Below are 24,643 nucleotides of genomic sequence, written 5' to 3'. Positions count from 1 at the left end.
GTTGTTAAGATGTTGCGCGACCGATATGAAGATTCGTAAATTTGATCAGAGGGCGTAAATCAACATGAGTGCCATTGATTTCAACGACAAAATCACCCCGGTCATCCTGTGTGGCGGCTCTGGTACGCGGCTGTGGCCCTTGTCGCGCAAAAGCTATCCCAAGCAATTTGCCAACTTGATCGGCGACCGTTCGTTGTTTCAAGGCACCGCGGGCCGGATGAGCGGCGAGAATTTCAACGCACCCATCGTTCTGACCAATTCGGACTTCCGGTTCATTGTCACGGAACAGCTGATGGAGATCGGTATTGATCCCGGCGCGATCATGCTTGAGCCTGAGGGGCGCAATACAGCGCCTGCGATCCTGGCGGCGGCTCTTTGGATGCAAAAACACGAGCAGGGCGGTTTGATGCTGGTTGCGCCGTCCGATCACGCTATCCCCGACGTCGACGCATTTCGCGCCATGGTCGACCGTGGAGCCGAGGCCGCGCGTGAGGGGCAACTTATCACCTTTGGTGTGGTGCCGGACCGGGCCGAGACAGGTTATGGCTATCTGGAGTTGTCGCGAGTTCCGGAGGCGGACGAGGATGGTTTCATTCCGCTGAGTAAGTTTGTGGAAAAACCGGATGCTGACAATGCCGTGCGGATGATGGCTTCGGGTCAACATCTGTGGAACGCAGGGCTGTTTCTGTTTGCCCCAGAAACCATCATTGCAGCTTTTGAGCAGCATATGCCGGACATGGTGGGTCATGTCCGGCAGTCGTTGGAAGAAGGTAAGCCTGATTTGGGGTTCTTTCGGCTGGCACAGGAGCCTTGGCAGAACCTCGAAGATATCTCGATTGACTATGCGGTGATGGAAAAGGCCGACAATATCGGCGCGGTACCGTTTAATCACGGGTGGTCCGACTTAGGTGGCTGGGATGCAGTTTGGCGCGAGATGGAGCAGACCGACGGCGGCGTTGCCTTGTCAGGCGCTGCCACAGCCATTGATTGTGAAAACACCATGCTCCGTTCTGAAGAAAGTAGCATCGAAGTTGTGGGTATTGGGCTTAAGGATATTGTGACCATCGCCATGGCTGACGCCGTGCTGGTCGCAGATGCCAGCCGGTCGCAAGATGTGAAACAGGCGGTGACTGCGCTCAAGAAAAAAGAGGCGAAACAGGCCGAGTTGTTCCGTAAGGATCACCGCCCATGGGGCTGGTTCGAAAGTCTGGTGATCGGCGAGCGGTTTCAGGTCAAGAGGATCATGGTCCATCCCGGTGCCGCGCTAAGCTTGCAAAGCCATCACCATCGCTCGGAACATTGGATCGTGGTCGAAGGCACGGCAAAGGTGACTGTGGATGACACTGTTACGCTGGTTTCCGAAAACCAATCTATCTATGTGCCATTGGGGGCCGTGCATCGGATGGAAAACCCGGGCAAGGTGCCGATGGTCTTGATCGAGATTCAGACCGGTTCGTACTTGGGCGAGGATGACATCATCCGGTACGAGGACGTCTACGCCCGAGATTAATTCGCAGGACATAAGCAAACCCCGCTTGACGGTTGCAAAATTGGTGACGACCTTGCCCCATCTGGGCGCGCTCTTTTGTGCGTGCATGGCACCGTGGAGACATCATCATGAGCCGACAGGCCAAGAATATCTTGTTCATCATGTTCGACCAGCTGCGGTTTGATTACCTCAGCTGCGCCGGACATCCGACCCTTGAAACCCCACACTTGGACGCGCTGGCGGCCAAGGGTGTGCGTTTTTCGCATTGTTACGTGCAGTCGCCGATCTGCGGTGCGTCCCGGATGAGTTTCTACACCGGGCGCTACGTGCACAGCCACGGTGCTGCCTGGAACAACTTTCCGCTAAAGGTGGGCGAGGTCACGTTGGGCGATCACTTGCGTGCGCGCGGCATGGACAGTTGGTTGATCGGCAAGACCCACATGAGCGTCGATCACGAAGGTATGGCCCGCCTTGGCATCTCACGCGATGGCGTCATTGGCGCACGGGTGGCGGAATGTGGGTTCGACGTATTTCTACGCGACGATGGGCTTTGGGGTGAAGGACCTGCGGGATTTTATGATAAGAAACGCTCGCCCTATAACGAGTATCTCAAAGGCCAGGGGTACGAGGCGGAAAACCCATGGCAGCACAACGCCAATGCTGGTGTTGACGAGGATGGGAGTGTTGCCTCGGGCTGGTTTATGCGACACGCCGACAAAGCGGCCAATATTCGCGAGGAAGATAGTGAGACTCCTTGGCTAACCTCTCAGGCGATGGAATTCATAACAGAGCAGGACGCCAAGGGCACAGGCCCCTGGATGTGCCACCTGTCCTACATCAAACCGCACTGGCCCTACATAGTGCCCGCGCCCTATCACGATATGTACGGCGCCAATCAGATCTTGCCGGTTGTGCGCTCGGACGCCGAGTTGGAAGATACGCACCCCGTTTATGAGCAGTTTATGCAGAGCGAGATTGGGCAGACTTTCAGCAAGCCTGGCGTGCGGGAAAAGGTGATCCCGGCGTATATGGGGTTGATCAAACAAGCCGACGATCAGATGGGTCGCCTGTTCCGCTGGTTAGAAGAGACTGGGCATATGGACGATACCATGATTGTCGTGACCTCGGACCATGGCGATTACCTGGGTGATCATTGGCTGGGCGAAAAAGATCTGTTCCATGATCCGTCCGTGCGGGTGCCGCTGATCGTCTTTGATCCGTCCGAGCAGGCGGATGCGACCCGAGGCACCGTTTGCGATGCCCTGGTTGAAAGCATCGACTTGGCGGCGACGTTTGTGGATCTCGCCGGTGGTGATGTGCCAGACCATGTGCTTGAGGGCCGGTCGCTGCTTCCGTTCCTGCATGGTCAGGCGCCGGACAAGTGGCGTGACTATGCGGTAAGTGAATACGATTATTCGGCCACACCCGAGGCTGCGGCGCTAGGACTAGACCCCAAACAGGCGCGGTTGTTCATGTTGACCGACAAAGAGTGGAAGTTCGTCTTTGCTGACGGTGGGTTCCGTCCATTGTTGTTTGACCTGAAGAACGACGCGAATGAGTTGAACGATTTGGGCGCTGACCCGGCTTACGCCGAGGTGATCGAGATGTTTATGGAGCGTCTGTCCCAGTGGGCCCGGCGGCCGTCACAGCGAACAACGGTCAGTTCAAAATATCTGAAGGGCAAGCGCAAAGGCTCGGCGTCTTCTGTCGGAATCTTTATCGGTGTTTATGACGAGCGGGAACTGCCGCCTGAGGAGATCGAGAAGACCATCACTTACAAGTAGCCCGCTCACCCTTTTGCCAGACTGGCCTGTTGAAAGAAAACCCGCCGACTACGGCGGCTTATTGTGTATTTTTGACTCGCCGATGTGGGAACAGCCCACGGGAGAGACCTGGGGTTCTATGAGCGATACTTGAACCACGACTCTTATTGCATCTGGGGATATCCGTCGCGCCTGATGGTGCTTAGGGGGTACCTTCTGGTTAGGCGGGTTTAGCCGCTGGTCCCGATAAGGGCCACGCCGATTGCCATCAGGATGGCCGCGCCCAAACGGCGTTTCCAGTTGCCCTCGCCAAGGAGGAGGAAGCCGATCAAAGCGGCAAAAATGACGGATGTTTCGCGTAAAGCGGATACCGCGCCAAGGGGCGCAAAGTTCTTGGCGTAAAGCACCAGACCATAAGCGGTCATTGAAACCAGGCCGCCCGCAAGACCAAGAACCCAGACGCGTGGGGGCAGGGCGGTCAGAGAAGCACGTTTGCGGATGCCTACAAACCCCGCGATGAAGATGTGCAGGAACGCACCCCAAGCCCAATAGGACAGTGTATTGCCGGACAACCGAACACCGATCCCGTCCACCACGGAATAGATCGAGATGCAAAACCCGGTGCCAAGGGCAAAGCCAAGCGCCGCACGGTCCACACCCGACCGCAGCGCCTTCCAACTGCTGAGCTGAATGCCAAGGGCGATCACCGCAATACCGGCCCAAGCCTGCGAGGGCAGAACCTCGCCCACCAGGATCATTGCCCACAACGACACCAACGCAGGCACAATGCCGCGCGCGATGGGGTAGACCACGCTGAGATCCCCGTGTTGATAGGCCCGGCCCAGCATGTAGTAGTAGCCGAAATGCACCCCAGTAGAGATCAGAATGTAGACAAAACTTTCAGCACTCGGCAGAGGCAGCACGCTGACCATGATCGCGGCAGGCAGCACATGGCCAAGGGCCACCAGACCCAGAGTGGTCGTGCGGTCTGCCGCCGTTTTGACAATTGCGTTCCAGATCGCGTGCAGCAAGGCAGCGGATAGGATGATGGCAACGATAGAACCGGACATGGATGCTTAACTCTCGGCGTCCGTTTTGGGCATGTCTTCGATCAGGCGTGTCTCAAGCAACTGCCCGCTTTGATACAAGATCGGCGTCGCGACCGAGGCGATATGGCTGTTGAAGTCACGAAATGCCCTTAGCGTCTCGAGATGAATGTCGCTCGTTTCAAAACTCTGCACCTGACCGACTTGCAAGCGTCGGAAATGCCGCTTGCGGCTGTCACGCTCGGCCCGCTTCACCTCGGTCTTTTCGGCGTTCAACAGGCGAGCACTTTCCAGATCGTCCGAAATCAGGACATTTGACGCCAATTGCATGTTCACAAGAATAGTCTCGTGCATCTGCTGCAATTCGTTCCACCCCTCTTTCGAGAACTGTTTGCCGGTTTTGCGGAGATCGCCAGCGAGAACAGTCAAGCGCTTGGCTACCACGTCGCCAGCGGTCTCTAGGCGGACAGCGTATTCGAGCATGTCACGCGCGACACCCGCATCGTGTTTGTCCATCTCATCCGCCGGTAGCGCAGCAACAAAGGCGCGGATGCCGGACAGGCAGTCGTTTACGTCCTTGTCCACGGCTTGAACCGTGCGGATCTGGTCTTTTTCGCCAGATTTGTAAAGCCGCAGGGTGGGGCGGAACATGGCCTCGACCAAATCTGCCATACGCAGCAACTCGCGTTTGAGGCCCGAGATCGCCTGCGCTGGAGAGCCAACATTGGCAGGGTCCAACGCACTCGCGGGTTTTGCCATTTGTTCTACATCGCGAGCAGTGGTGGCGGCGGGCATCAACTGTTCCATCGGTCCGTGCAACACACGGCAGAAAGGCAGCGCCAGTAACAGAAGCGTAGCGTTAAAGGCCAGATGCGCGTTAACCAGCATCTGACCACCGTGACCGGCCCCAAGCAGGTCAATGGGAACGGCTAGGTTGATGGCAAATAGGCTAAAGATGGCCCAAGCCCCGCGCAAGGCGAGGTTGGCAACAGGAATACGCCTTGCTGCAATTTCCATGCCGCGCGTCAACCACACGGGGATAAACGCACTGCCCAGGTTCGCGCCCAGTACCAGCGACAATCCAGCCGCAAAGGGGATGGCACCGATCTGCACCAGCGTCACGCACATCAAAATCGCAGCGACCGAGCTGTGCATCACAAAGGCGAGTGCTGCGCCCACAAGAAAAGCGGTGATGTAATCTCGGGCCAAATACTCGGCGATGGCGGGCAAAAAGGCGCTGTCCCGGATTGGGTCCATTGCCTCGCGCAGGAACCTGAGCGAGATGAGGATGAAGGCGATCCCCATCAGGATGCGACCCATCTGGCGCAGCTTCTTCTGCTCGGTTTTGACGAACAGCCAGCCGCCGATGGCCAGCAGCAGGGGCACCAACCAATCCAGTTTGAACGACAGAATTTGGATGATCAGCGCCGATCCCAGATCGCCCCCCAGAACAATTGCCAGACCCGAGCCGAAACCCAGCAATCCACTGGCGGCGAATCCTGAGGTGAGCAGGGCAACCGCAGCCGAACTTTGCAGAACAACAGCCATGCTCAGTCCCACAAAGCTGGCTTGTATCATCGAATTCTGACTGGTCATCACCCGCTGAAAAGACGCGCCATAGCTGCGTTCGATCCCGGTGCGCACCATACGTACGGCAAACAGCAGCAACATGGTTGCGCCCGCGAGGCTTATGAGGAAACTGACGATTGCCAATGGTCTATCCGTTCACCAGATCAAACATTTCGGTATGCAACTGCGGTGTGGCTGCCGAAATCACGCGGTCGTCGGATGTCAGGTCAAGCTTGTTGCCGGTCATGATGCCGCCTGTCACCTCAACCAGGGCCGACACAGGCAGATCGTCGTAAGGCAGCAGATCGTAATCTACCACCGCATCCGCGTGCCCTGCCATCAGCAGGGCGTGGGGATAGCAATCATAGGACAAGCGCCTTGTTGGGTCGGATTGCATCGCGGTGTCGAATATGCCGGTGTGATCACGGCAAATCTTGTCGACCCCGTTGGCCCCGTGTTCTTCGTCGAATATCCCGTGGTCGGGAAAGTGCTCGGTCAGATAATCGCGCACCTCTGCCCCAATCCTCTCGTCGGCTTGTGTCACCAGGCTGCAGTCGGCGTTGAACTCGACCCCCTGGTTGCCGCGAAAAAACTCCAGTGCGGATTCGCAGGCCAATTCTGTTACAGTCTGGGCGTGCTCTGCGCGCTTATTCATTGTCATTTTTGTCTTCCGTTTGCCCCGCGACGTGGACTGTTACGCCCCAATCCTTGAATGCTGCCCGCAGCCGTTTGTTGGGGCTGGCGTCGGTGAACAACACGTCGACACGGCGCATATCTGGTCCGCAATGGGGGGCAGTGGCATCGAATTTGTGATGGTCGACTACGAACGCGACCTGATTTGCGCTCTCGGATGCGACGATGGCCAGGTTTGCTTCGATTGCCTTGGTGAACAGAACACCCTGTTTGGGCGACAAGGCGTCCGCACTAAGGATGGCCATGTCAAAAACAAAGCGCCGGATCTGATTTTCGGTGACAAAGCCAAACGTTCCGCGTTCGTTTCCCTGCATCTCACCGCCCAGGATATGTGCGCGGTTGTTGTTGTGATTGACCAGCGTCTGCGCAACAGTGATTGAGTTCGTCACCACTGTTAGATTGTGACGCGCGCGCAGTTCTTCGCTGACAAATGCGGTGGTGGACCCGACATCCATAAATAGGGTCATCCCGTCGTTGATGTGATCTGCTGCGCATTTTGCAATCGCACGTTTTTCATCGGGGAATCGAGTCATCCGGCTGAAAAAGCTCAGCCCGGCTTGTGTGTCCGGCAGATAAGCACCGCCGTGCACGCGTTCCAATGTGCCCGCCTTGGCCAGAGCCTTGATCGTACGGCGCACAGTCTCCTCAGACACGTCCAGCAGGCGAGCGAGTTCCGAACTTCGCGCCGAGCCGCCAAGTTGGCGCAGGGCTTCTAGTAACTCAAGCTCGCGGTGGGAATGGGTTTGCGTTTTACTCATGGCGTCCACAGTAATCCACAAAAGCCCACGAAAGTTCAAGCAATATGGTCAAATGACAACGTAGTTTTGTTAAAAAACTTGCTTTACCACGAATTCACCCTCTTTCCATACATTGAAATAGGCGGTTATGTGAGGCAACTCTTGGATGACGCCGTTCCATTTCGCAAGCACTACTCGGTTGTGAACCCTTGCGGCCGTCACGGGCGTCATTGTTGACTGGGCAATACGCGATGAACCATCGCTCGATCCGTAATGGAACGCCGTTACGCCATGACACGCCGACCAGCGCCTCCGAGATGCGCAGGGCAGGCTATGTGTCGCCGATCTGCCGCCTGTGCTGTTTGATCACCAAGGCAAAGGTGAGTTTAAAAACTTGGCTGAGCACCCGGAATTTCAAGCGGATCTTGCTTGCCTGACCAGCACCATGCTGCGCCATCGGATGGGGAACGCGGATCACACGCTGTCGATGACGATTATCACGCCTGAAGGGCCAAAGACCGGGCGCCGTTAACCCGCAGACAGCCAGTGGCATGACGCGATGTGAGGTCGGAAATTGCGACACAACCGCGACGGTTGGGTGATAACAATGGGGGTATTGAGATACATCTGGTAATCAGGTTGACCGCAGAGAGCACGCATATGATCCCAACACCTCCAGACCTGGCCCAATTCGAACGTGTCGCACTGGAGACAGTGGCCGGCTTCCCGCCTGCCTTTCGCGCTGGTGCCCAGAATGTCGTCTTACGAGTGGTTGATTGGCCGCCTGCGCAAATGATCGAAGAGATGAACCTGTTGCATCCCATTGAACTGACAGGGTCGTACGTGGGCATTCCAATGACCCAGAAGTCGATGTTCGATATGGCGCCGCAAGCGGACGTCGTCTGGCTGTTTCGTGAGCCGATACTGGCAGAATGGCGCCTACGCGAAGGGGTTGAGTTGGACCAGTTGATCGCCCACGTCGTGGTTCACGAATTCGCACATCATTTTGGTTGGAGCGATGAAGACATAGCCATCATCGACCAATGGTGGCTGTGACGGATCGGGGCCCTGACAGACCCCGATTCAGGGTCTTAACCGACGATCAATTGCTTCATCTGAAGCGCTTCGTACTCCAGTTCCTTCAGGCGAAAATTCACCACGTCACCGATGGTGATCATGCCGACCAGCTTGTCTGTGTCGACCACTGGCATGTGGCGAAAACGCCCGTCGGTCATGCGTTTGAGAACGGACACCAGCGCATCGCCGGGCGCGCAGGTTTCAACGGTGCTTGTCATCACCTCGGATACCAGTTTCGGCAGGGTTTGACCTGGCGTATCCGCCAATTTTCGCACGATGTCGCGTTCTGACAAGATACCACACAGGGCGCCCGATTCGTCGGCCACCATCAGGGCGCCAATTCGCCGATCACGCAAAATCTCGACCGCATGACCCAGTGTTTCCCCGGGCGAGATCGTGAACACCTCGCCGCCCTTCTGGCCTAAAACCGTGCCGACTGTAGCGGATTCAGGTTGCAGGTTGGTGCTTTGATCCTGGCTGTGAGTGCGGGACTTTGCCTGATCTTTACGCATAGGGGCCTGGTACGATGTTGGCATGGAATAGCTGTCCTCCCTTGGGTGTTGCTGTTCTCCTCATGAATCAGCATAACCCAAGAAATTCTTGATGCGGGAAAAAAACGTGACCGAATTCACCCTAACACCAGCGATCGCAACGGTGATTTTTGTCCTGGCCTGTCTGTCAGGATACCAATACCGCCGGGTGTGGAAAAATGAGGGGCCGAAATGGCAGCTTTGGGTCTATGGCCTGATGGCTGCGGGTGGGCTGCTACTCTTGGGGTTCAAGCCGCTGACGGTCTGAAGGTCAGACCGCCTCGTCATCCAGCTTAGCGCGTTCCAGCATCTTTTTGGCGCGTGGACATTGCAACCGTTCGCGCAGTGGGCTGTTGGCGTCGATTTCTTTTGAACAAACAAGGCACTGATCTGCGTCGCCAATGGCGTTCAACCCGCCACAACTGCCCTTGATCGAGCGCCCCATCAGGATCACGCCAAGGGCCATCCCCAGCATTATCACCATCAAAATACCGAAGGTCAGGACAAACGTGGCCATGGTGCTACGCCCTTTATCAGCCGACAGTTACGCGGTCAGTGCCTGAAACCGCGAGCTTGCCTTGGTGTTGAACCGCAACTCAGACGCCTCGGCGTCGCGTTCGATGAACAAGACGGCAAGGTTTTGGGCTTCGGCAATTTCCAGGCCGCGTTCACGACCCAGTATCAACATAGCGGTGGCCCACGCATCAGCAAGCATCGAGTTCTCGGCCAGCACAGTCGCCGAAGCGGTCTTGTGCGTGATCGGGCGGCCCGTTGCGGGGTCGATGATGTGCGAATAGCGCTGACCGTCGTTCTCGAAATAGTTGCGGTAGTCCCCGGACGAGGCCATGCCCAAACCTGAGATGCCAACAACCTCCATCACGCCACCCGAAAGGGCTGCGGGTTTTTCGATGCCGATCTGCCATGGCAGGCCGCTCGCATTTTTGCCCGAGGTGTACAGGTCGCCACCGATCTCGACCATATAGTCTTTGATACCAAGGGCTTCGATGGCGCGACCCACGTGATCAGCGCCGTAGCCCTTGCCAATCGCAGCCAGGTAAACCTGCGCGTCGCCTTGGGTTTTCTGCAAAGTGGTGCCCGCGACTTTCAGCGTGTTGGAGTGACCCGAACGGGCCTGTGCAGTGCGAATATCCGTGTCACGTGGAACCCGAGCAGCGCCCGTGGCGCCAAATCCCCAAAGCTCGATCAGCGGGCCCATGGTTGTGTCGAAACGGCCTTCGCTTGCGATGTTTACGGCTTCAGCGGCTTTCATCACGTTTACGAGATTGTCAGAGACGGTAACGGCATCGGTGCCAGATTGCGCGTTGAACCGCGAGATTTCCGAACGCGGGTCCCAGTTTGACATCTGCTGGTTCACTTCGGCCAGCGCGCCGTTGATGGCTGCGCGCAGATCGACGTCCTTGACCTGACCGGAGCTGTCCAGTGCGACCACGTTATAGGTGGTGCCCATTGTCTTGCCGGTGATTTCCAGCGCGGCAGTGCCAGGTTTGCACGCGGCAGCCAGGGCCAGCGATGACAGAATGAACGTACGGCGCGAAAACTTGGTCAAATCGGGCACGAGAGACACCTCTTTTGGGAATCGACGGGTCGTACACGTATATCCGACACATCGATGTGCGTTTCAACTCCGGGCTTTTGTGCGACATTGGCCGATACTTCAACCAAAAAAGTACATACAAAGTTGCAAATCAACACTTTCGCCCATGGCTGAGTCCATGCATAAGCTAGCCAAACTTTGACAAAGAGGTAAGTACCGTGCAGCGCTTCTCGCTACGCAAGGGCTTAAACATCCCGATCACGGGTGCCCCAAGTCAAAACATCGAAGACGGGCCAAGCGTTCGGACAGTCGGTGTTCTTGGCGACGACTACATTGGATGGAAACCTCGGATCGCGGTTGCAGAAGGTGACTTGGTGGGTCCCGGCTCTCCGGTTCTTGTCAGCAAGGACATGCCAAGTGTTCAGGTGGTTTCGCCTGTCGCGGGTCGCGTCAAGGCGATCAATCGCGGTGCGCGCCGCAAGCTGATTAGCATCGAAATCGAAGTGGGCGACGGCGTAGATGCGGTCGATTTCTCGAATGTGGGCGATCTGTCGAAAACTGAGGGTCTGGTCGAGCGTCTGTCGTCTGCCGGTCTTTGGACGGCGTTCCGCACGCGTCCCTATTCCAAGGTGCCATCACCCGAGACACGCCCTGCGGCGATCTATGTGACTGCGCTGGACACAGAGCCGCTTGCGGCTGATCCCGCACAGATCATCAATGCGGATGCCGAGGCGTTTGCCACAGGTCTGGCCGCAATTGCGAAACTGTCCGAGGGCAAGACGTATCTGTGCCAGGCTGACGGCACATCCTTGCCGGGTGGTGAGGCGCAAGGCGTCGAAGCCGTTGCTTTTGCAGGTCCGCACCCTGCTGGTTTGGCCGGAACGCATATGCATTTCCTTGAGCCGCCTGTGGGTGACAAGGTTGTCTGGACCGTTGGCTATCAAGATGTGATTGTCATTGGCCGTCTGCTGATGACGGGCAAATATGATGCTTCCTGCGTGATTTCGTTGGCTGGCCCTGTTTGCTCTAACCCGCGTTTGGTCCGCACCATTGCGGGGGCTTCGATGGTTGATGTAGCGCAGAGCGACTTGCCGCAGGATCTGCCGGTGCGCATGATCTCGGGTTCGGTACTGAGCGGACGGGCAGGCGAGGGCGCTGATGCCTATCTGGGCCGGTACGCACGTCAGATCACGCTGATGGAAGAAGATCACAAGCAGATCCCCATGGGCTGGATCCGGCCGATGTTTGCGAAATATGCGCTACAGCCTGTTCTGGGATCGGCATTGTCGCGTGCGAAGTTCCCGCTGACCACGAACCTGAACGGCGGTCGCCGTGCTATGGTGCCACTGGGTACGTTCGAAGAGCTGATGCCGCAGGATTTCCTGCCGACGCAGTTGCTGCGAGCGATGTTGGTGATGGACACAGATCAGGCGCAGCTGTTGGGTGCGATGGAATTGGATGAAGAAGATCTTGGCCTCGTGGGCTTTGCGTGCCCGGCCAAATACGAATACGGCATGGCGCTGCGCGACTGCCTGACGAAGATCGAGAAAGAGGGGTGAACCGTGGGCTTGCGTAGCTTTTTCGATCGGATCGAGCCGCACTTTGTAAAGGGTGGCAAGTATGAGAAGTATTTCCCCATCTACGAGATGGTGGAGAGCTTCATCTATACGCCGAAAACTGTAACGACCGCAGCGCCTCATGCGCGGTCTTACGTGGATATGAAGCGGATCATGACATACGTCGTGATCGCGACCATCCCTTGTATCCTGATGGCGCTGTACAACACCGGCTATCAGACCAACTTAGCTATTGCCGAGTTTGGCGCATCGGGCTGGCGCGCTTGGATCATCGAGACACTGGGCATCGGCTTTAACCCGGCCAACCCCTTTGCCAACATGATGCACGGGCTCCTTTACTTCTTGCCGGTGTACATCGTAACGCTGGTTGCAGGCGGTATTTTTGAGGTGGTCTTTGCCACGGTACGCGGACACGAGGTGAACGAAGGTTTCCTTGTTTCATCCATGCTGTATGCACTGATCGTGCCGGCAACCACGCCCCTATGGCAGGTGGCACTTGGCATCATCTTTGGTGTGGTGATTGGCAAAGAAGTCTTTGGCGGCACGGGCAAGAACTTCCTCAACCCTGCTTTGACGGGGCGAGCATTCCTGTATTTCGCCTATCCCGCGCAGCTGTCAGGTGACAGCGTTTGGGTTCCGGTTGACGGCTTCACCGGCGCGACTGCACTGGCCGTGTCCGCCGCTGATGGGTTCCAGGAACTGGCTGCACGCGGCATGAGTTGGTGGGACAGTTTCTATGGGTTCATTCCCGGTTCGATGGGCGAAACCTCGACACTGGCGTGTTTGATTGGCCTTGCGTTCCTGTTGTTCACCAAGATCGCCAATTATCGAATGGTCGTGGGTTGTCTGGCAGGCATGATCGGTTTCTCGCTGCTGCTGAACTGGATCGGTTCCGACACCAACCCGATGTTTGCGATGCCGTGGCACTGGCACCTGGTCCTGGGTGGTTACGCCTTTGGCTTGGTGTTCATGGTGACCGAGCCCGTGTCGGGCGCGCACACCAACATGGGTCGCTATATCTATGGCGCGCTGATCGGTTTCATGGTTGTGATGATCCGTGTGATCAACCCGGCCTTCCCCGAAGGCATGATGCTTGCCATCCTGTTCGGAAATGTTTTTGCACCGCTGATCGACTACTTTGTGGTCCAGGCCAACATCAAACGTAGGGCAAAGCGAAATGCCTGAGGAAAACCAGAACCAAACCCCGCCCAAAGGCCCCATTGGCCGCTTTCTGGCTTTGCCGCCGGATTCCGTACCTAAGACGGTCTTTGTTGCTGTAACGCTGTGTCTTGTGGCGTCGATGATCGTTTCGGCCGCCGCCGTGGCGCTGCGCCCGCTGCAAGAGGTCAACGCGCTGAAGGACAAGCAGATCAACATTCTGCAGGTCGCAGGTATCTATGACCCAAGCGAAAACGTGGTCGAGGCTTTTGCCGCATTCGAGCCGCAAGTGCTCGATCTGGCAACCGGTACATTCACGGATGAATTCGACGCCGCTGCTTTTGATGACCGCGCCGCCGCTGGTGATCCAGAGCTTTCGATGGTTCTGACTGACGATCCTGCCGGTATCGCCCGTCAGGGAAAATACGCCACTGTCTATCTGCTGCGCGATGATGCGGGCGCCATCGACAAGGTGATCCTGCCGATCCATGGCTATGGCCTGTGGTCGACGCTTTACGGCTTTATCGCGCTAGAAGAGAACGGCAACGACATCTTTGGATTGCAATTCTATGAGCACGGCGAAACGCCGGGTCTAGGTGCCGAGGTGGATAACCCGCGTTGGAAAGCGTTGTGGAACGGCAAGAAGTTGGCGGATGACAACGGTGATCTGCAAATCAGTGTGAGTAAGTCGGCCCCGGCTGCGGGTGCAGACTACCACATCGACGCCCTGTCCGGCGCGACACTGACCACGGTGGGTGTCCACAACCTTGTGAACTTCTGGATGGGCGAAACCGGGTACAAACCGTTCCTGGACAACCTTAAAGCGGGGAATCTGTAATGGCGCAAAAACGCAGAGAAATGCTGATCGACCCCTTGGTCGACAACAACCCGATTACACTGCAGGTTCTGGGCCTTTGTTCGGCGCTGGCTGTGACCTCGTCGCTGCAGGTTGCCTTTGTGATGACCATCGCTGTGACCCTGGTGACCGCGTTTTCATCGATGTTCATCTCGATGATCCGCAACCATATCCCCAGCTCGATCCGGATCATCGTCCAGATGGTCATCATCGCCTCGCTCGTGATCCTGGTCGATCAAATGCTCAAAGCTTACGCCTTTGAGATTTCTAAAACACTGTCGGTCTTTGTCGGCCTGATCATCACCAACTGTATCGTGATGGGCCGCGCCGAAGCATTTGCGATGAAAAACCCACCCATCGACAGCTTTATTGACGGTGTTGGGAACGGTTTGGGTTACGGCCTGATCCTGATGCTGGTGGGTGTCATCCGCGAGCTCTTGGGCTCTGGCAGCCTGTTTGGCGTGACCATTCTGGAAACCGTCAACAACGGTGGCTGGTATGTGCCAAACGGCCTGCTGCTACTGCCGCCGTCGGCGTTTTTTATCATCGGTCTGATCATCTGGGCCTTCCGCGCATGGAAGCCCGAGCAGGTCGAAGAACGTGAATACAAAATCCAAGTGGTCGAGGCGCACTGATGGAAGGTCTTCTCTCTCTCGCGGTCAAGGCGATCTTTGTTGAAAACCTGGCCCTGTCATTCTTTCTGGGGATGTGTACCTTTATCGCCGTATCGAAAAAGATCTCGACCGCGATTGGTCTGGGTATCTCGGTCATGGTAGTTCAGGCGATCACCGTGCCGGCCAACAACCTGATCCTGAATTATCTGCTGGCGCCCGGCGCGCTGGCGTGGGCGGGTTTCCCGGATGTGGATCTGACCTTCCTTGGTCTGATTTCCTACATCGGTGTGATTGCGGCGCTGGTTCAGATTCTGGAAATGGTACTCGATAAGTATTTCCCGCCTCTTTACAACGCGCTTGGCGTTTTCCTGCCGCTGATCACGGTGAACTGCGCCATCCTAGGTGGCTCGCTGTTCATGGTGGAACGCGGCTATGATTTCTCGGAATCGGTGACCTACGGTCTGTCTTCGGGTTTTGGCTGGGCGCTGGCGATCACCGCAATGGCGGGTGTGCGTGAAAAGCTGAAATACTCGGACATTCCCGACGGCCTGCAGGGCCTGGGGATCACATTCATCACCGCGGGTCTGATGGCCATGGCCTTCATGTCCTTCTCTGGCGTGAAACTGTAAGGGAGGCTGAATAGATGGAAACTTTTGGCCTTGGTATCATCCTCTTTACCTTGATCGTTCTGGCGCTTGTCACGATCATTCTGGCGGCACGCTCACGGCTGGTGTCGACTGGTAACGTCAACATCACCATCAACGGTGAAAAGACCATTTCAGTTCCGGCGGGTGGCAAGTTGTTGCAAACGCTGGCTGAGCAGAAGCTGTTTGTGCCGTCGGCCTGTGGCGGCGGTGGCACCTGCGCGCAGTGTCGTGTGAAAATCCACGCGGGCGGCGGGTCGATCCTACCAACCGAAGAAAGCCACATCACCAAGCGTGAAGCCGCCTGTGGCGACCGTCTGTCCTGTCAGGTCGCGGTCAAGCAGGACATGGAAGTGGAAGTCCCCGAAGAGGTTTTTGGCGTCAAGAAGTGGGAGTGCACAGTGCGTTCCAACGAGAACGTCGCCACCTTCATCAAGGCGCTGACGCTGGACTTGCCCGAGGGAGAGGATGTGAACTTCCGCGCCGGTGGCTACATCCAGATTGAAGCGCCCGCGCATCAGCTCAAGTACACCGAATTCGACGTCGAAGACGAGTATCGCGAGGATTGGGACAAGTTCAATCTGTGGCAGTATGAATCCGTTGTTGCCGAACCGATCGAACGGGCCTATTCGATGGCCAACTACCCGGACGAGAAGGGCATGATCATGCTCAACGTGCGTGTTGCTTCGCCGCCACCGGGCTCGCAGGGCATTCCCGCAGGTCAGATGTCGTCGTACATCTTCAACCTGAAACCGGGCGACAAGGTCACGATCTCGGGTCCGTTTGGTGAATTCTTTGCCCGCGAGACGGAAAAAGAGATGGTGTTCATCGGTGGCGGTGCCGGCATGGCCCCCATGCGCAGCCACATCTTTGATCAGCTCAAGCGTCTGAAGAACAAAGATCGCAAGATCACCTTCTGGTACGGAGCGCGATCCAAGCGCGAGATGTTCTTTGTCGAGGACTTTGACGATCTGGCCAAGGAATTCCCAAACTTCACTTGGCATGTGGCGCTTTCTGATGCGCTGCCCGAAGATGATTGGGGCGGTTACACCGGCTTTATTCACAATGTTCTGTTCGACGAATACCTCAAAAACCACCCGGCACCTGAGGATTGCGAATACTACATGTGTGGCCCGCCGATCATGAACCAGTCCGTGATTAACATGCTGCTCGATCTGGGCGTTGATCGCGAAGACATCATGCTGGATGACTTTGGCGGGTAACCTCAGTCTGAGCACCAGATAGAAGACAGAATTGGACGGCGCTTCGGTTAAGAACTGAAGCGCCGTTTTCTATGCTTTGGATTGACGTGTCGGCTCAACAGCGCTTCCGAGCCAGGGGAACCGGGCCTCTCTGTCGGTGCGCCAGGACAGGTGGCTGTGCCTGTGGAACGGAATTGCGTTTCCCACCCGGTGCAGCGTGCCGTTTAACAAAAGCTTTGTAACCATCGGTTCCGGCAGATAGGCGGAACCGCCGTGCGCCAGCAGATGCGACAGGGCCCAGTCCGGGTTGGAAAAAGAGACCGAGGCGGTCTCGTCACTGGGCCAGGTTTCCGCGTGTTGTGCGCGAAAGGCAGCGCCGTAGTCGACATAGATGTAATCGGGGTGCCATTCGACCGCTTTTCGTGGGCGGGTTGAAACTTGGATCAACTCGCATTTGGCGAAAGATTGGCTATCCAAATTGGGGCCGGTGAGGGGTTCGGTAAGCAAAGCGGCATCGCTCATCCCGCTTTGCAGCCACGATTGCGCGTCACCCAATTGCGCTGTCCAAACCTCAAGCGCGATGTCGGGGTGTCGTGCGCAAAGCTTGTTGGTCCAGGTTTGACCCAGACCTGTCCATAACCCGGGGTCACACACTAGGCTGAAAACTGTTGTCACTCCATGCGGCGGGCTGATCCGCGCGCGCGCATTGTCCCAGCTTCGAGCGATCACTCGGGCTTGTTCGAGAAAGGCAAACCCTTCTTTCGTCAGCGTTGCCCCCTTGCGCGAGCGGATCAGAAGCTGCGCCCCAAGCGCTTGTTCCAACCCGTCCAGCCGGGCCGACACAGCGGATTGGGTAATGTGCATTTCTTCGGCCGCCCGGTTCAGATTTCGGGTGCGCACAACAGCAAGAAAGGTCTGAATCGTGGTTATGTTCATGCGCGGATAATACAAAAATTATGATTTATCTAAACGAATAAATTCGTTTTCCTGGCTTAATGTTCTCTGGCATCCTCGGGCAAAATGGGGGTGTGGACATGGATTTTGGCATTCAGTTGTCAGCCGATTATCCCGACAAATCCTATGGCGGGGATCGGGTCTATGCGGACATGTTAGAGCAGGCGATGCTGGCTGACCGGTTGGGGTTCGATGCGGTGTCTGTCACGGAACATCACTTGATCAACTGCCTGATGATGCCCGCGCCCTTGCAATTTGCCGTCAAGCTTGCGGCCCATACCAAACGCATCAAGATCATGACGTCGATCGTGGTGCTGCCTTTGCACGACATGCGCACCTACGCCGGAGAGGTCGTCGTGGCCGATATCTTTACCGAGGGGCGGTTGATGCTGGGTGTCGGGCGCGGCGCCTTCAAGTACGAGATGGAGCGCCTTGGCGTACCCATGGATCAGACGCAGGCTCGGTTCAATGAATCGCTTGATGTGCTGCAAGCGCTGCTCCACGGCGAAGACGTGAGCTGGAATGGCGAGTTCTATCAGTTCGAGCCGATCACCATCATGCCGCGCCCGTTGCGCCCCGGTGGGCCACAGATGATGATGGCAGTGATGAACCCGGACGGGATCTATAATTGTACCAAGCGCGGGTTTCACATTCAGACGACGCCGCTTGCGGGCAATCACCAGCTGCTGCTGGATCAGGTAGGCGGGTTCACCCGCGCCAAGGACGAAATGGAAGAGGCGGGGCGTGATCTAACGCTCTCGCTGTCTCGGGTTGGATTTGTCGCGCGATCACATGCGGACCGGCAGGCCAAGATCGAAGCAGCGCATCGCTATTACGGTCGGTTTGACAATGTGTTCACCGGGCCAGGTCTGGTTGATGGCGGCATGATCCGGGAACTGCCACGCAAACAGACGATGGAGGAGCTGGCCGAAAGCCTGCTGATCGGCACCCCGCAAGAGATCATCGACAAGCTTTCACCTTACGCTGATCTGGGCATTGATCGGGTTATCTTGAACGTCAATTTTGGCTGCCCCGCCCAAGAAACGCTGGATGCGATCCAGTGTTTCGGTGAAGAAGTAATGCCCCATTTCACCGGACGCCCTGCGATAGTTGCCGAATGACGGCGTTCAAAAGAAAAAGGAAAACCACCATGCCTATTATCCGCGTTGAAATGTTCACCGGCCGCAGTGAAGAGCAAAAGCGTGCTCTTGTTCGCGACTTGACGGATGCCTTTGTGAACGCCGCAGGCGGTAACCCTGACGGCGTCCATGTGGTGATCACAGACGTCGACAAAGGCAATTGGGGTTCGGGTGGGCAGCTTTGTTCAGACAGGTTTCCGGATTAGGGGGTGGTTATGACAGATGTGATTGACTGCGACTACACGGTGCAGGGCGATGGCCCGCCTCTCTTTCTAATTCATGGCATTGGCGCGGCGCGCAATACGTGGGCTCGTGCGTTGCCCAAGCTGACCCGCCATTTCACCGTGATCACATATGATCTGCGCGGTCATGGGGTCTCGCCCATGCCGGGCGGCGCGTTTGGGCTGGACGAGCTGGTGAACGATCTTGAGGCCTTGTGCGCACGCATCGGGTATGAGCAGGCGCATTTCGCCGGGCATTCCCTGGGCGGCATGATCGGCCCGGCCTATGCGCTGAAATATCCTGATCGGGTGTTGTCTTTGGGGCTGCTGTCCACAGCGGCCTTTCGGACAAAAGATGACAGCGCGAAGGTCTGGGGTGTTGTTCACGCGATGGAAGAGAAGGGTATCCCCCAAGTGTTGGAAACGCTGACCGCGCGGTGGTTTACGGATGGCTTTCTGAGCTCTCATCCTGACGTGGTGCGCAATCGGCTGAAACAGGTGACAGAGACGGATCCCGATGTTTTCTTGAATGTTTTTCGCATTTATGCCGGCACCGAAATGGCACCCTGGCTACATCAAGTTTCCGCACCCTCGCTTGTCCTGACTGGAGAGAATGATGGGGGCTGCAACCCACGGCTCAACCGCTTGATTGATAAGGCGCTACCGAGCTCGGAGTTGGTGATCCTGCCAGGACTGCGGCACTCGATCCTGCTGGAAGCGGGCGACGCGGTGGCCGACGATCTGATCCGGTTCATTCTCGATCATTGACGGCTAGCCCAAGAACAGAAACAGCAAGTTCAGAAGCGAACACGCTCTATTCCGATCGATCAATGGCGCAGTCCCATCAGTTTTCGCAAGTACCCTCGCCAGAGCGGATAAATTTGCGATCCGGGACGGTTTACCAGCAAAGGGCCTGCTGCATAGGTTTGTGCTGTGTCTACCTCGCTTAGTCCCACATGATCGCGCAAAATGGGGTCGGTCGTTTCGATAGCAATTCCTTGTGTCTCTGTCGGTCACTTGGCGTTGTCAGCTTGCAGACCATCTGGTCTGTTTTGGCGTAACATCACAATCAATGTTGGTACACTAACTACTTTGAGAATGGTTATTGCCTTCCTAGCATCCGCACTACGGTCAGGGAGGACATAGATGCCACCCATGCTTACTCGCGCCGAATTTCAAATTCAGGACAACGAACAGATCATCGAGCAAACCTTGGGCGACTTGCTGCGTGAGGTCGCGGGTGAAGTGCCTAAAAGACCATGTATGATCGAGGTACTGGACGATGGAAGGCAGTGCGAGACCTGGACTTTTGCCCAGATGTTGGCTGAAGCCGAACGCCTTGCCCTCGCCCTGCTCAGCCGGTTCGAACCGGGCGAAGAGATCTGTGTGTGGGCACCAAAATGTGCCTGGGTGGATTGTCATGGAGTATGCCTGTGCTCTGGCCGGTCTGGTTCTGGTCGCGGCAATGCAGCTGGAATTGAAACATTTGCAGCGCGAGACGGGAAACACATTCATCTTTGTCACCCACGATCAGGAAGAAGCTCTGACCATGTCTGACCGGATTGCAGTGATGTCGGCAGGCGAGCTGCAGCAGCTTGGTGCTCCGACGGATATTTACGAACGTTCGCGCAACATGTTCGTTGCTGACTTCATTGGTGAAACGAACCTTTTTGGGGTGTCTGTTGACGGCGTCAGCATCGGATCCAACGTTCACATGCCGATCCGCCCCGAGCGGCTTTACATGTCCGAAAAACCTGTTGAGAGCCAAAGCCTAAAGGGCAGCGTCAAGGAAAACATCTTTGTCGGAACCGACATCACGTCCATCGTAAAACTGGATGACGGCCCGGACTTTATTGTCCGCACGTCAAATTCGGATCGTGGCAACAAGAGGACTTTTGAACCAGGCACAGAGATGTTCGTCAACATGGAGCTGGGGGCGGCACGCCTCTTGGTGGACTGATGGCGACAGGTGCAGTAAGCGGCGGCAGCGCAACAACCGACACCTACAAAGAAGCCCGGACATGGCTGCTTTTGCCAGCTTGGGTCACGCTGAGCTTTTTGGTGCTGGCCCCAGTGTGCATGATGCTGATCTATTCGTTCCTGACCAAGGAATTCCGGGGCGGCGTGATCTGGGAATTCAGCCTGGCGGCCTATGATCAGTTCTTCTTTGATCGCGGCCTGTTCGGAGACGATCCGGCGAAAATCGAATGGACATATATCGCGATCTTTTGGCGATCGATTTGGCAAGCAGGCGCGGCGACGGTCCTGAGCTTGGTGATCGGGTTCCCAACCGCATATTTCATTGCCACACGGCCGGAACATATGCGCCCCGTTTGGGTGTTCCTGATCACCATCCCTTACTGGGTGAACCTGCTGATCAGGACTGTTTCAATGAAATTCTTGCTGCGTGATCAGGGACCGCTGAATGACTTTCTGATCAATATCGGTCTGATGGACAGCCCCTTGCATATCGTCAACACCAATTTTGCGGCGCAATTGGGTCTGTTCTACTCCTATCTGCCTTTCATGGTCCTGCCCATCTATGCGGCGGTCGAGCGTTACAACTTTACCCTGTCCGAGGCCGCAGCCGACCTGTACGCGAGCTAGTGGACGACCTTGCGCCGCGTGCTGTTGCCTGCAGTCAAACCAGGCGCCATTGCAGGCTGCATCCTGGTCTTCGTTCCATCCATGGGCTCGTTCCTGGCGCCCGATCTCTTGGGCGGCGCCAAGAACTTTATGATCGGTTCATTGATTGAGGAACAGTTCAAAGGCAACGCAGGCAATTGGCCGTTCGGCGCCGCCGCCTCGATGATCCTGCTGACGATGGTTCTGATCCTGCTGATGCTGTTTGCGCGGCAACAGGCGAAAGCGGAAAAGGCGGAGGGATAAGTCATGGCGAGCAAGCAATTCGACATCAAAACCTATCCCGGTTTCAAAGCGATGACCGTGCTGTGTCTGGTCGTTATTTATGCCCCGCTGGTCGTTGTGACGTTCTACAGCTTCAACGCGTCGCAATCCCTGACCAATTGGGAGGGAATTTCGTTGCGGTGGTATGCTGATGTGTTTACCGGCCCGGAAAGCAGCAAGTTCAAGCAGGCGGCCAAGAACAGTTTCATCATCGCGATTGTCGCTGCCACTGTATCGACAACTATCGCAACTCTGGCGGCAACCGGCATGGTTCGGGGTGGCAAGTTCAAGTTTCGCGCCGTGTCATTTGGCCTGATCAACCTGCCGCTGATGGTGCCCGAAATCGTGACTGCCGTTGCTACTCTGATCTTCTTCAATTCGATCGGGTTTGACCGCGGTATCATGACAATCCTGCTGGCGCATATCGCGTTCTGCATTCCCTTTGCCTACTTGCCGATTTCAGCCCGATGCACGGGATCGAAGACACCTTTGAGCAGGCAGCACAGGATCTGTATGCAACCAAGCGGCAGGCTTTTACCAAGATCCTGTTACCACTGATGATGCCGGGCATCATCTCGGGGTTTTTGCTGGCCTTCATCGTCAGCCTGGATGACTTCATCATCACAAACTTCGTCAAAGGTGCCGGAGTCGAGACCCTGCCGACAGCAATCTTTGGCTCGGTCAAGCAGGTTATCAAGCCCAATATCATGGCGATTTCCACAATGTTGCTGAGCGTTTCCGTCGTCATGGTCACGATCAGCTATTTCGTCAGCAAAGCAGACAACACCAAGTAAAACCAACAGATGGAGAGAATGATGAATACCTTCATGAAGAACAGCGCTGCTGTCATGGCCCTGGTGCTTGGCGCCAACGCAGCCGCGGCCGAAGGCGAACTGGTCTTGTACCACTGGTTCGAATACATACCGCAAGAATTGCTAGAGAAGTTCACCGCCGAAACCGGCATCACCGTGACCATGGATACATTTGATTCAAATGAATCCATGCTGGCCTCGCTGAAAGCAGGCGGGATCAGGACGTATGATGTCTCGGTTCCCGGTGACTATATGGTTTCGATCATGGCGGGCGAGGGGATGCTAGATACAATCGCCGATGGCGAACTGAAGAACAAAGGCAATATTGCACCTGAATGGTCAGACCCCACTTTTGACCCCGGTCGCAAGCATTCGATCCCGTATCAGTGGGGCTCGACCAGTTTTGCGGTGAACCGTGATGTCTATTCTCCGGCGACATCCAAACCACGGACATCTTGTTCAATCCGCCCGCCGAGCTGCAGGGCCGTATCAACATGCTAGATAGCCAAGGTGAGGTTATGGCCCTGGCCGCGCTGCACATGGACTTCCTGTTGGAACCGGAAAACATCTCCGCCGTGACCAATTATGCCCGCTACAACGCAGGTGTCACCGGGGTTGAGGAATTCTTGGACCCGGACCTGGCCACGTAGCCAGAAAAAAACCCGCACGACAAAGTTGGGCCCGGCGTCTTTATCGAGGTGTGCTCGCAAGAGGTGCAAGCGGTTTACGACCAGATCTGGACCAATCTGAAAAAGTAACTTTTGGTCAAGAAAGGAAAAATGTCAGCCCGGGCAGTCACGCTGCCCGGATTTTCTGATAGAATATGAGCATTGCCGACTGTGGCTAATCCCCTCTTGTCCCATGACGTTATCGGCTCAGGTCTTGGAGGATACGGTCCATCATTGCATCGCAAGCAGTCAGTTGTTCCATCTCCAGATACTCATCTGGCTTATGCCCCTGTCCCTCCATAGAGCCGGGCCCGCACACGACGGTTGGAATACCCAATTCGCTGAAATAACCTGCTTCGGTACCAAAGGCTACTTTGGTGGTTCCGTTGCTTTTTGCCAACTTCTGAGCATATGGAATGACAGAATCCGTTGTCGAGATGTCCAGCCCTGGATAGGCGTTGTATTGTTCGATCTCGACCCGCGCTTCGGCGCATCGTGATCGATAAGATGCGCCTACACGCGCGGCAGCGGCTTGGATCTGCGCAAGAATGTCCCGGCCAAGATCCGACGCCAAATGACGATACTCAAACGTCAGCTCGGCCCGATCCGGCACGATGTTGAGCGCCTGTCCACCTGACAACATACCTACATGCAAAGTGGTGTAGGGAATGGAATATGCAGGATCAGAGTGGCCATTTGTTGCAAAAGCCTTTTGCAACCGACGCAGTTCCGACACAAAGTCGGTGGCCAAATGCAATGCGTTCACAAAGTTGGGCGCCAGTGCCGAGTGCCCATTTTCCCCATGGCAGACCGCTCGCAGCGCAGCTTTTCCTTTGTGTCCGATAGCTACCTGCATCTCGGTTGGTTCACCGACAAAGCAAGCCCGCGGTTGTCCCAGCATCGGTGCAAGCCTGCCCAACATTTGCTGGATGCCGATGCACCCGACCTCTTCGTCATATGAGAGCACAATCTTGACCGGTTCGCGCAATGATGACGCGTCCGCACGTTGCGCCAGCGACAGCACCGAAGCCACATATCCCTTCATGTCTGTCGTCCCGCGACCATACAGGCGATTGCTTTCACGGGTCAGGCGAAATGGATCTTTGGTCCAGCTCTGACCCTCGGTGGGCACAACGTCTGTGTGGGCCGACAACAGCACGCCTTTGCCCTGGGGGCCTTTTTCTGCATATAGGCCTGTTTTGTTTCCGGCCGGGTCAGTGATGCGGTGTACCGTAAAACCGTGCGTCTTCAGATGGCTTTCGACAAAGCTGGCCAATTCAAGGTTCGAGTTTTTGCTGACCGTGTCGAAGGAGATCAGCCTGTCCAGAAGGTCCAGTGTTGTTGTCATGGTAATACGACCAGCCCCAATTCAGTTGTTTGCCATCCCAAGCGCAGTTGGGACATGTCAGCGCCCATCAAAGACCAGGCAATA

General features: G+C 56.2%; 24 protein-coding genes and 4 pseudogenes. 18 read left to right on the top strand and 10 right to left on the bottom strand.

The features are described 5' to 3' along the window. The first annotated feature begins 64 nt into the window (after positions 1-64). On the top strand, positions 65-1,510 hold the full coding sequence (locus G6R15_RS12275) for a mannose-1-phosphate guanylyltransferase/mannose-6-phosphate isomerase (protein WP_164660116.1): 1,446 nt from the start codon (positions 65-67) through the stop codon (positions 1,508-1,510). A 107-nt stretch (positions 1,511-1,617) separates the two neighbouring features. Beyond that, complete coding sequence (locus tag G6R15_RS12270; RefSeq protein ID WP_164660115.1) at positions 1,618-3,273, top strand: alkaline phosphatase family protein; 1,656 nt, start codon at positions 1,618-1,620, stop codon at positions 3,271-3,273. A gap of 209 nt (positions 3,274-3,482) precedes the next feature. Here the strand turns inward: G6R15_RS12270 and G6R15_RS12265 are convergent, their stop codons facing one another. The 4 genes from G6R15_RS12265 to G6R15_RS12250 are packed head-to-tail and all read right to left on the bottom strand — an operon-like array spanning position 3,483 to position 7,318. Next, the gene (locus G6R15_RS12265) at positions 3,483-4,322 is read right to left on the bottom strand and encodes a DMT family transporter (RefSeq protein ID WP_164660114.1); all 840 of its coding nucleotides are present in this window, start codon (positions 4,320-4,322) and stop codon (positions 3,483-3,485) included. Between the two features lie 6 nt (positions 4,323-4,328). Continuing rightward, entirely contained in the window at positions 4,329-6,011 is a 1,683-nt protein-coding gene (locus tag G6R15_RS12260; protein WP_164660113.1) for a Na/Pi cotransporter family protein, read from the bottom strand. A 4-nt stretch (positions 6,012-6,015) separates the two neighbouring features. Next, entirely contained in the window at positions 6,016-6,528 is a 513-nt protein-coding gene (locus G6R15_RS12255; protein ID WP_164660112.1) for a hypothetical protein, read from the bottom strand. Next, complete coding sequence (locus G6R15_RS12250) at positions 6,515-7,318, bottom strand: DeoR/GlpR family DNA-binding transcription regulator (RefSeq protein ID WP_164660111.1); 804 nt, start codon at positions 7,316-7,318, stop codon at positions 6,515-6,517. Before G6R15_RS12250 ends, G6R15_RS12255 begins: the two co-directional genes overlap by 14 nt. Positions 7,319-7,456: 138 nt before the next feature. Here G6R15_RS12250 and G6R15_RS22915 point away from each other — a divergent pair. After that, a pseudogene (locus G6R15_RS22915) lies at positions 7,457-7,635 on the top strand (sulfatase-like hydrolase/transferase); the annotation flags it as partial. On the opposite strand, the gene G6R15_RS12245 reads toward G6R15_RS22915, so the two are convergent. Further along, positions 7,629-7,775, bottom strand: a complete 147-nt coding sequence (locus tag G6R15_RS12245) for a hypothetical protein (RefSeq protein WP_164660110.1) — start codon at positions 7,773-7,775, stop codon at positions 7,629-7,631. The pseudogene G6R15_RS22915 and the gene G6R15_RS12245 overlap by 7 nt on opposite strands. A 182-nt stretch (positions 7,776-7,957) precedes the next feature. On the opposite strand from G6R15_RS12245, the gene G6R15_RS12240 reads away from it, so the two are divergent. Continuing rightward, complete coding sequence (locus G6R15_RS12240; protein WP_164660109.1) at positions 7,958-8,353, top strand: metallopeptidase family protein; 396 nt, start codon at positions 7,958-7,960, stop codon at positions 8,351-8,353. A 35-nt stretch (positions 8,354-8,388) separates the two neighbouring features. On the opposite strand, the gene G6R15_RS12235 is transcribed toward G6R15_RS12240, so the two are convergent. Next, entirely contained in the window at positions 8,389-8,910 is a 522-nt protein-coding gene (locus G6R15_RS12235) for a CBS domain-containing protein (protein ID WP_164660108.1), read from the bottom strand. Between the two features lie 67 nt (positions 8,911-8,977). Here G6R15_RS12235 and G6R15_RS12230 point away from each other — a divergent pair, with 67 nt between their 5' ends. Continuing rightward, a complete protein-coding gene (locus G6R15_RS12230) occupies positions 8,978-9,172 on the top strand; it encodes a hypothetical protein (RefSeq protein WP_240336747.1) in 195 nt (64 codons plus the stop codon). A 3-nt stretch (positions 9,173-9,175) separates the two neighbouring features. Here G6R15_RS12230 and nqrM read toward each other — a convergent pair whose 3' ends face one another. Beyond that, positions 9,176-9,421 carry a (Na+)-NQR maturation NqrM gene (nqrM, locus tag G6R15_RS12225; RefSeq protein WP_164660107.1) on the bottom strand — a complete coding sequence of 82 codons (246 nt, stop codon included), beginning with the start codon at positions 9,419-9,421 and terminating at the stop codon, positions 9,176-9,178. A gap of 27 nt (positions 9,422-9,448) precedes the next feature. Beyond that, positions 9,449-10,480: an FAD:protein FMN transferase gene (locus tag G6R15_RS12220; RefSeq protein ID WP_306432346.1), complete on the bottom strand. Its 1,032-nt coding sequence runs from the start codon at positions 10,478-10,480 to the stop codon at positions 9,449-9,451. Between the two features lie 197 nt (positions 10,481-10,677). Between G6R15_RS12220 and G6R15_RS12215 the strand changes: the two genes are divergently transcribed. From G6R15_RS12215 to nqrF, 6 genes are read left to right on the top strand one after another with little or no spacing between them, the layout of a single operon-like run. Further along, positions 10,678-12,018: a Na(+)-translocating NADH-quinone reductase subunit A gene (locus G6R15_RS12215; RefSeq protein ID WP_164660106.1), complete on the top strand. Its 1,341-nt coding sequence runs from the start codon at positions 10,678-10,680 to the stop codon at positions 12,016-12,018. Between the two features lie 3 nt (positions 12,019-12,021). Then, a complete protein-coding gene (locus G6R15_RS12210; protein ID WP_164660105.1) occupies positions 12,022-13,221 on the top strand; it encodes an NADH:ubiquinone reductase (Na(+)-transporting) subunit B in 1,200 nt (399 codons plus the stop codon). Beyond that, a complete protein-coding gene (locus G6R15_RS12205; protein ID WP_164660104.1) occupies positions 13,214-14,032 on the top strand; it encodes a Na(+)-translocating NADH-quinone reductase subunit C in 819 nt (272 codons plus the stop codon). Before G6R15_RS12210 ends, G6R15_RS12205 begins: the two co-directional genes overlap by 8 nt. Next, positions 14,032-14,685: an NADH:ubiquinone reductase (Na(+)-transporting) subunit D gene (locus G6R15_RS12200; protein WP_164660103.1), complete on the top strand. Its 654-nt coding sequence runs from the start codon at positions 14,032-14,034 to the stop codon at positions 14,683-14,685. Before G6R15_RS12205 ends, G6R15_RS12200 begins: the two co-directional genes overlap by 1 nt. Next, complete coding sequence (gene nqrE / locus G6R15_RS12195; protein WP_164660102.1) at positions 14,685-15,293, top strand: NADH:ubiquinone reductase (Na(+)-transporting) subunit E; 609 nt, start codon at positions 14,685-14,687, stop codon at positions 15,291-15,293. The genes G6R15_RS12200 and nqrE overlap by 1 nt, the downstream gene beginning before the upstream one ends. Positions 15,294-15,307: 14 nt before the next feature. Beyond that, complete coding sequence (gene nqrF, locus G6R15_RS12190; protein WP_164660101.1) at positions 15,308-16,531, top strand: NADH:ubiquinone reductase (Na(+)-transporting) subunit F; 1,224 nt, start codon at positions 15,308-15,310, stop codon at positions 16,529-16,531. A gap of 69 nt (positions 16,532-16,600) precedes the next feature. Here the strand turns inward: nqrF and G6R15_RS12185 are convergent, their stop codons facing one another. After that, complete coding sequence (locus G6R15_RS12185) at positions 16,601-17,446, bottom strand: LysR family transcriptional regulator (RefSeq protein ID WP_164660100.1); 846 nt, start codon at positions 17,444-17,446, stop codon at positions 16,601-16,603. 98 nt (positions 17,447-17,544) lie between these two features. Between G6R15_RS12185 and G6R15_RS12180 the strand changes: the two genes are divergently transcribed. The 7 genes and pseudogenes from G6R15_RS12180 to G6R15_RS12150 all read left to right on the top strand — a co-directional run bounded on the left by G6R15_RS12180 (position 17,545) and on the right by G6R15_RS12150 (position 23,301). Further along, positions 17,545-18,585 carry an LLM class flavin-dependent oxidoreductase gene (locus tag G6R15_RS12180; protein WP_164660099.1) on the top strand — a complete coding sequence of 347 codons (1,041 nt, stop codon included), beginning with the start codon at positions 17,545-17,547 and terminating at the stop codon, positions 18,583-18,585. Next, the gene (locus G6R15_RS12175; RefSeq protein WP_164660098.1) at positions 18,582-18,809 is read left to right on the top strand and encodes a 2-hydroxymuconate tautomerase; all 228 of its coding nucleotides are present in this window, start codon (positions 18,582-18,584) and stop codon (positions 18,807-18,809) included. Before G6R15_RS12180 ends, G6R15_RS12175 begins: the two co-directional genes overlap by 4 nt. 9 nt (positions 18,810-18,818) lie before the next feature. After that, positions 18,819-19,592, top strand: coding sequence for an alpha/beta fold hydrolase (locus G6R15_RS12170; RefSeq protein WP_164660097.1), 774 nt, complete (start codon positions 18,819-18,821; stop codon positions 19,590-19,592). Positions 19,593-20,244: 652 nt separating this feature from the next. Further along, positions 20,245-20,784: a TOBE domain-containing protein gene (locus tag G6R15_RS12165; RefSeq protein ID WP_373456013.1), complete on the top strand. Its 540-nt coding sequence runs from the start codon at positions 20,245-20,247 to the stop codon at positions 20,782-20,784. Next, a pseudogene (locus G6R15_RS12160) lies at positions 20,784-21,713 on the top strand (ABC transporter permease). The gene G6R15_RS12165 and the pseudogene G6R15_RS12160 overlap by 1 nt, the downstream one beginning before the upstream one ends. A gap of 3 nt (positions 21,714-21,716) precedes the next feature. Next, positions 21,717-22,525 (top strand): annotated as a pseudogene (locus G6R15_RS12155) (ABC transporter permease). A gap of 21 nt (positions 22,526-22,546) precedes the next feature. Next, a pseudogene (locus G6R15_RS12150) lies at positions 22,547-23,301 on the top strand (extracellular solute-binding protein). Positions 23,302-23,410: 109 nt separating this feature from the next. Here the strand turns inward: G6R15_RS12150 and argE are convergent. Further along, the gene (gene argE, locus G6R15_RS12145; RefSeq protein ID WP_164660096.1) at positions 23,411-24,559 is read right to left on the bottom strand and encodes an acetylornithine deacetylase; all 1,149 of its coding nucleotides are present in this window, start codon (positions 24,557-24,559) and stop codon (positions 23,411-23,413) included. Positions 24,560-24,643 lie beyond the last annotated feature (84 nt).

Source organism: Tropicibacter sp. Alg240-R139 (assembly GCF_900537075.1).
Lineage (GTDB): Bacteria > Pseudomonadota > Alphaproteobacteria > Rhodobacterales > Rhodobacteraceae > Falsiruegeria.
Note: the sequence above shows the minus strand (reverse complement) of the source record. Positions and strands in the feature narration are given on the sequence as shown.

Excerpts from the sequence above, each read along its gene's own strand:
- G6R15_RS12165 (WP_373456013.1), top strand. The coding sequence starts at position 20,245 with ATGGAGTATGCCTGTGCTCTGGCCGGTCTGGTTCTGGTCGCGGCAATG.
- G6R15_RS12200 (WP_164660103.1), top strand. The coding sequence starts at position 14,032 with ATGGCGCAAAAACGCAGAGAAATGCTGATCGACCCCTTGGTCGACAAC.
- G6R15_RS12205 (WP_164660104.1), top strand. The coding sequence starts at position 13,214 with ATGCCTGAGGAAAACCAGAACCAAACCCCGCCCAAAGGCCCCATTGGC.
- G6R15_RS12230 (WP_240336747.1), top strand. The coding sequence starts at position 8,978 with ATGCGGGAAAAAAACGTGACCGAATTCACCCTAACACCAGCGATCGCA.
- G6R15_RS12270 (WP_164660115.1), top strand. The coding sequence starts at position 1,618 with ATGAGCCGACAGGCCAAGAATATCTTGTTCATCATGTTCGACCAGCTG.
- G6R15_RS12185 (WP_164660100.1), bottom strand. The coding sequence starts at position 17,446 with ATGAACATAACCACGATTCAGACCTTTCTTGCTGTTGTGCGCACCCGA.
- nqrM (WP_164660107.1), bottom strand. The coding sequence starts at position 9,421 with ATGGCCACGTTTGTCCTGACCTTCGGTATTTTGATGGTGATAATGCTG.
- argE (WP_164660096.1), bottom strand. The coding sequence starts at position 24,559 with ATGACAACAACACTGGACCTTCTGGACAGGCTGATCTCCTTCGACACG.
- G6R15_RS12275 (WP_164660116.1), top strand. The coding sequence starts at position 65 with ATGAGTGCCATTGATTTCAACGACAAAATCACCCCGGTCATCCTGTGT.
- G6R15_RS12180 (WP_164660099.1), top strand. The coding sequence starts at position 17,545 with ATGGATTTTGGCATTCAGTTGTCAGCCGATTATCCCGACAAATCCTAT.
- G6R15_RS12250 (WP_164660111.1), bottom strand. The coding sequence starts at position 7,318 with ATGAGTAAAACGCAAACCCATTCCCACCGCGAGCTTGAGTTACTAGAA.
- G6R15_RS12255 (WP_164660112.1), bottom strand. The coding sequence starts at position 6,528 with ATGACAATGAATAAGCGCGCAGAGCACGCCCAGACTGTAACAGAATTG.
- G6R15_RS12240 (WP_164660109.1), top strand. The coding sequence starts at position 7,958 with ATGATCCCAACACCTCCAGACCTGGCCCAATTCGAACGTGTCGCACTG.
- nqrE (WP_164660102.1), top strand. The coding sequence starts at position 14,685 with ATGGAAGGTCTTCTCTCTCTCGCGGTCAAGGCGATCTTTGTTGAAAAC.
- G6R15_RS12170 (WP_164660097.1), top strand. The coding sequence starts at position 18,819 with ATGACAGATGTGATTGACTGCGACTACACGGTGCAGGGCGATGGCCCG.
- G6R15_RS12175 (WP_164660098.1), top strand. The coding sequence starts at position 18,582 with ATGACGGCGTTCAAAAGAAAAAGGAAAACCACCATGCCTATTATCCGC.
- G6R15_RS12265 (WP_164660114.1), bottom strand. The coding sequence starts at position 4,322 with ATGTCCGGTTCTATCGTTGCCATCATCCTATCCGCTGCCTTGCTGCAC.
- G6R15_RS12235 (WP_164660108.1), bottom strand. The coding sequence starts at position 8,910 with ATGCCAACATCGTACCAGGCCCCTATGCGTAAAGATCAGGCAAAGTCC.
- nqrF (WP_164660101.1), top strand. The coding sequence starts at position 15,308 with ATGGAAACTTTTGGCCTTGGTATCATCCTCTTTACCTTGATCGTTCTG.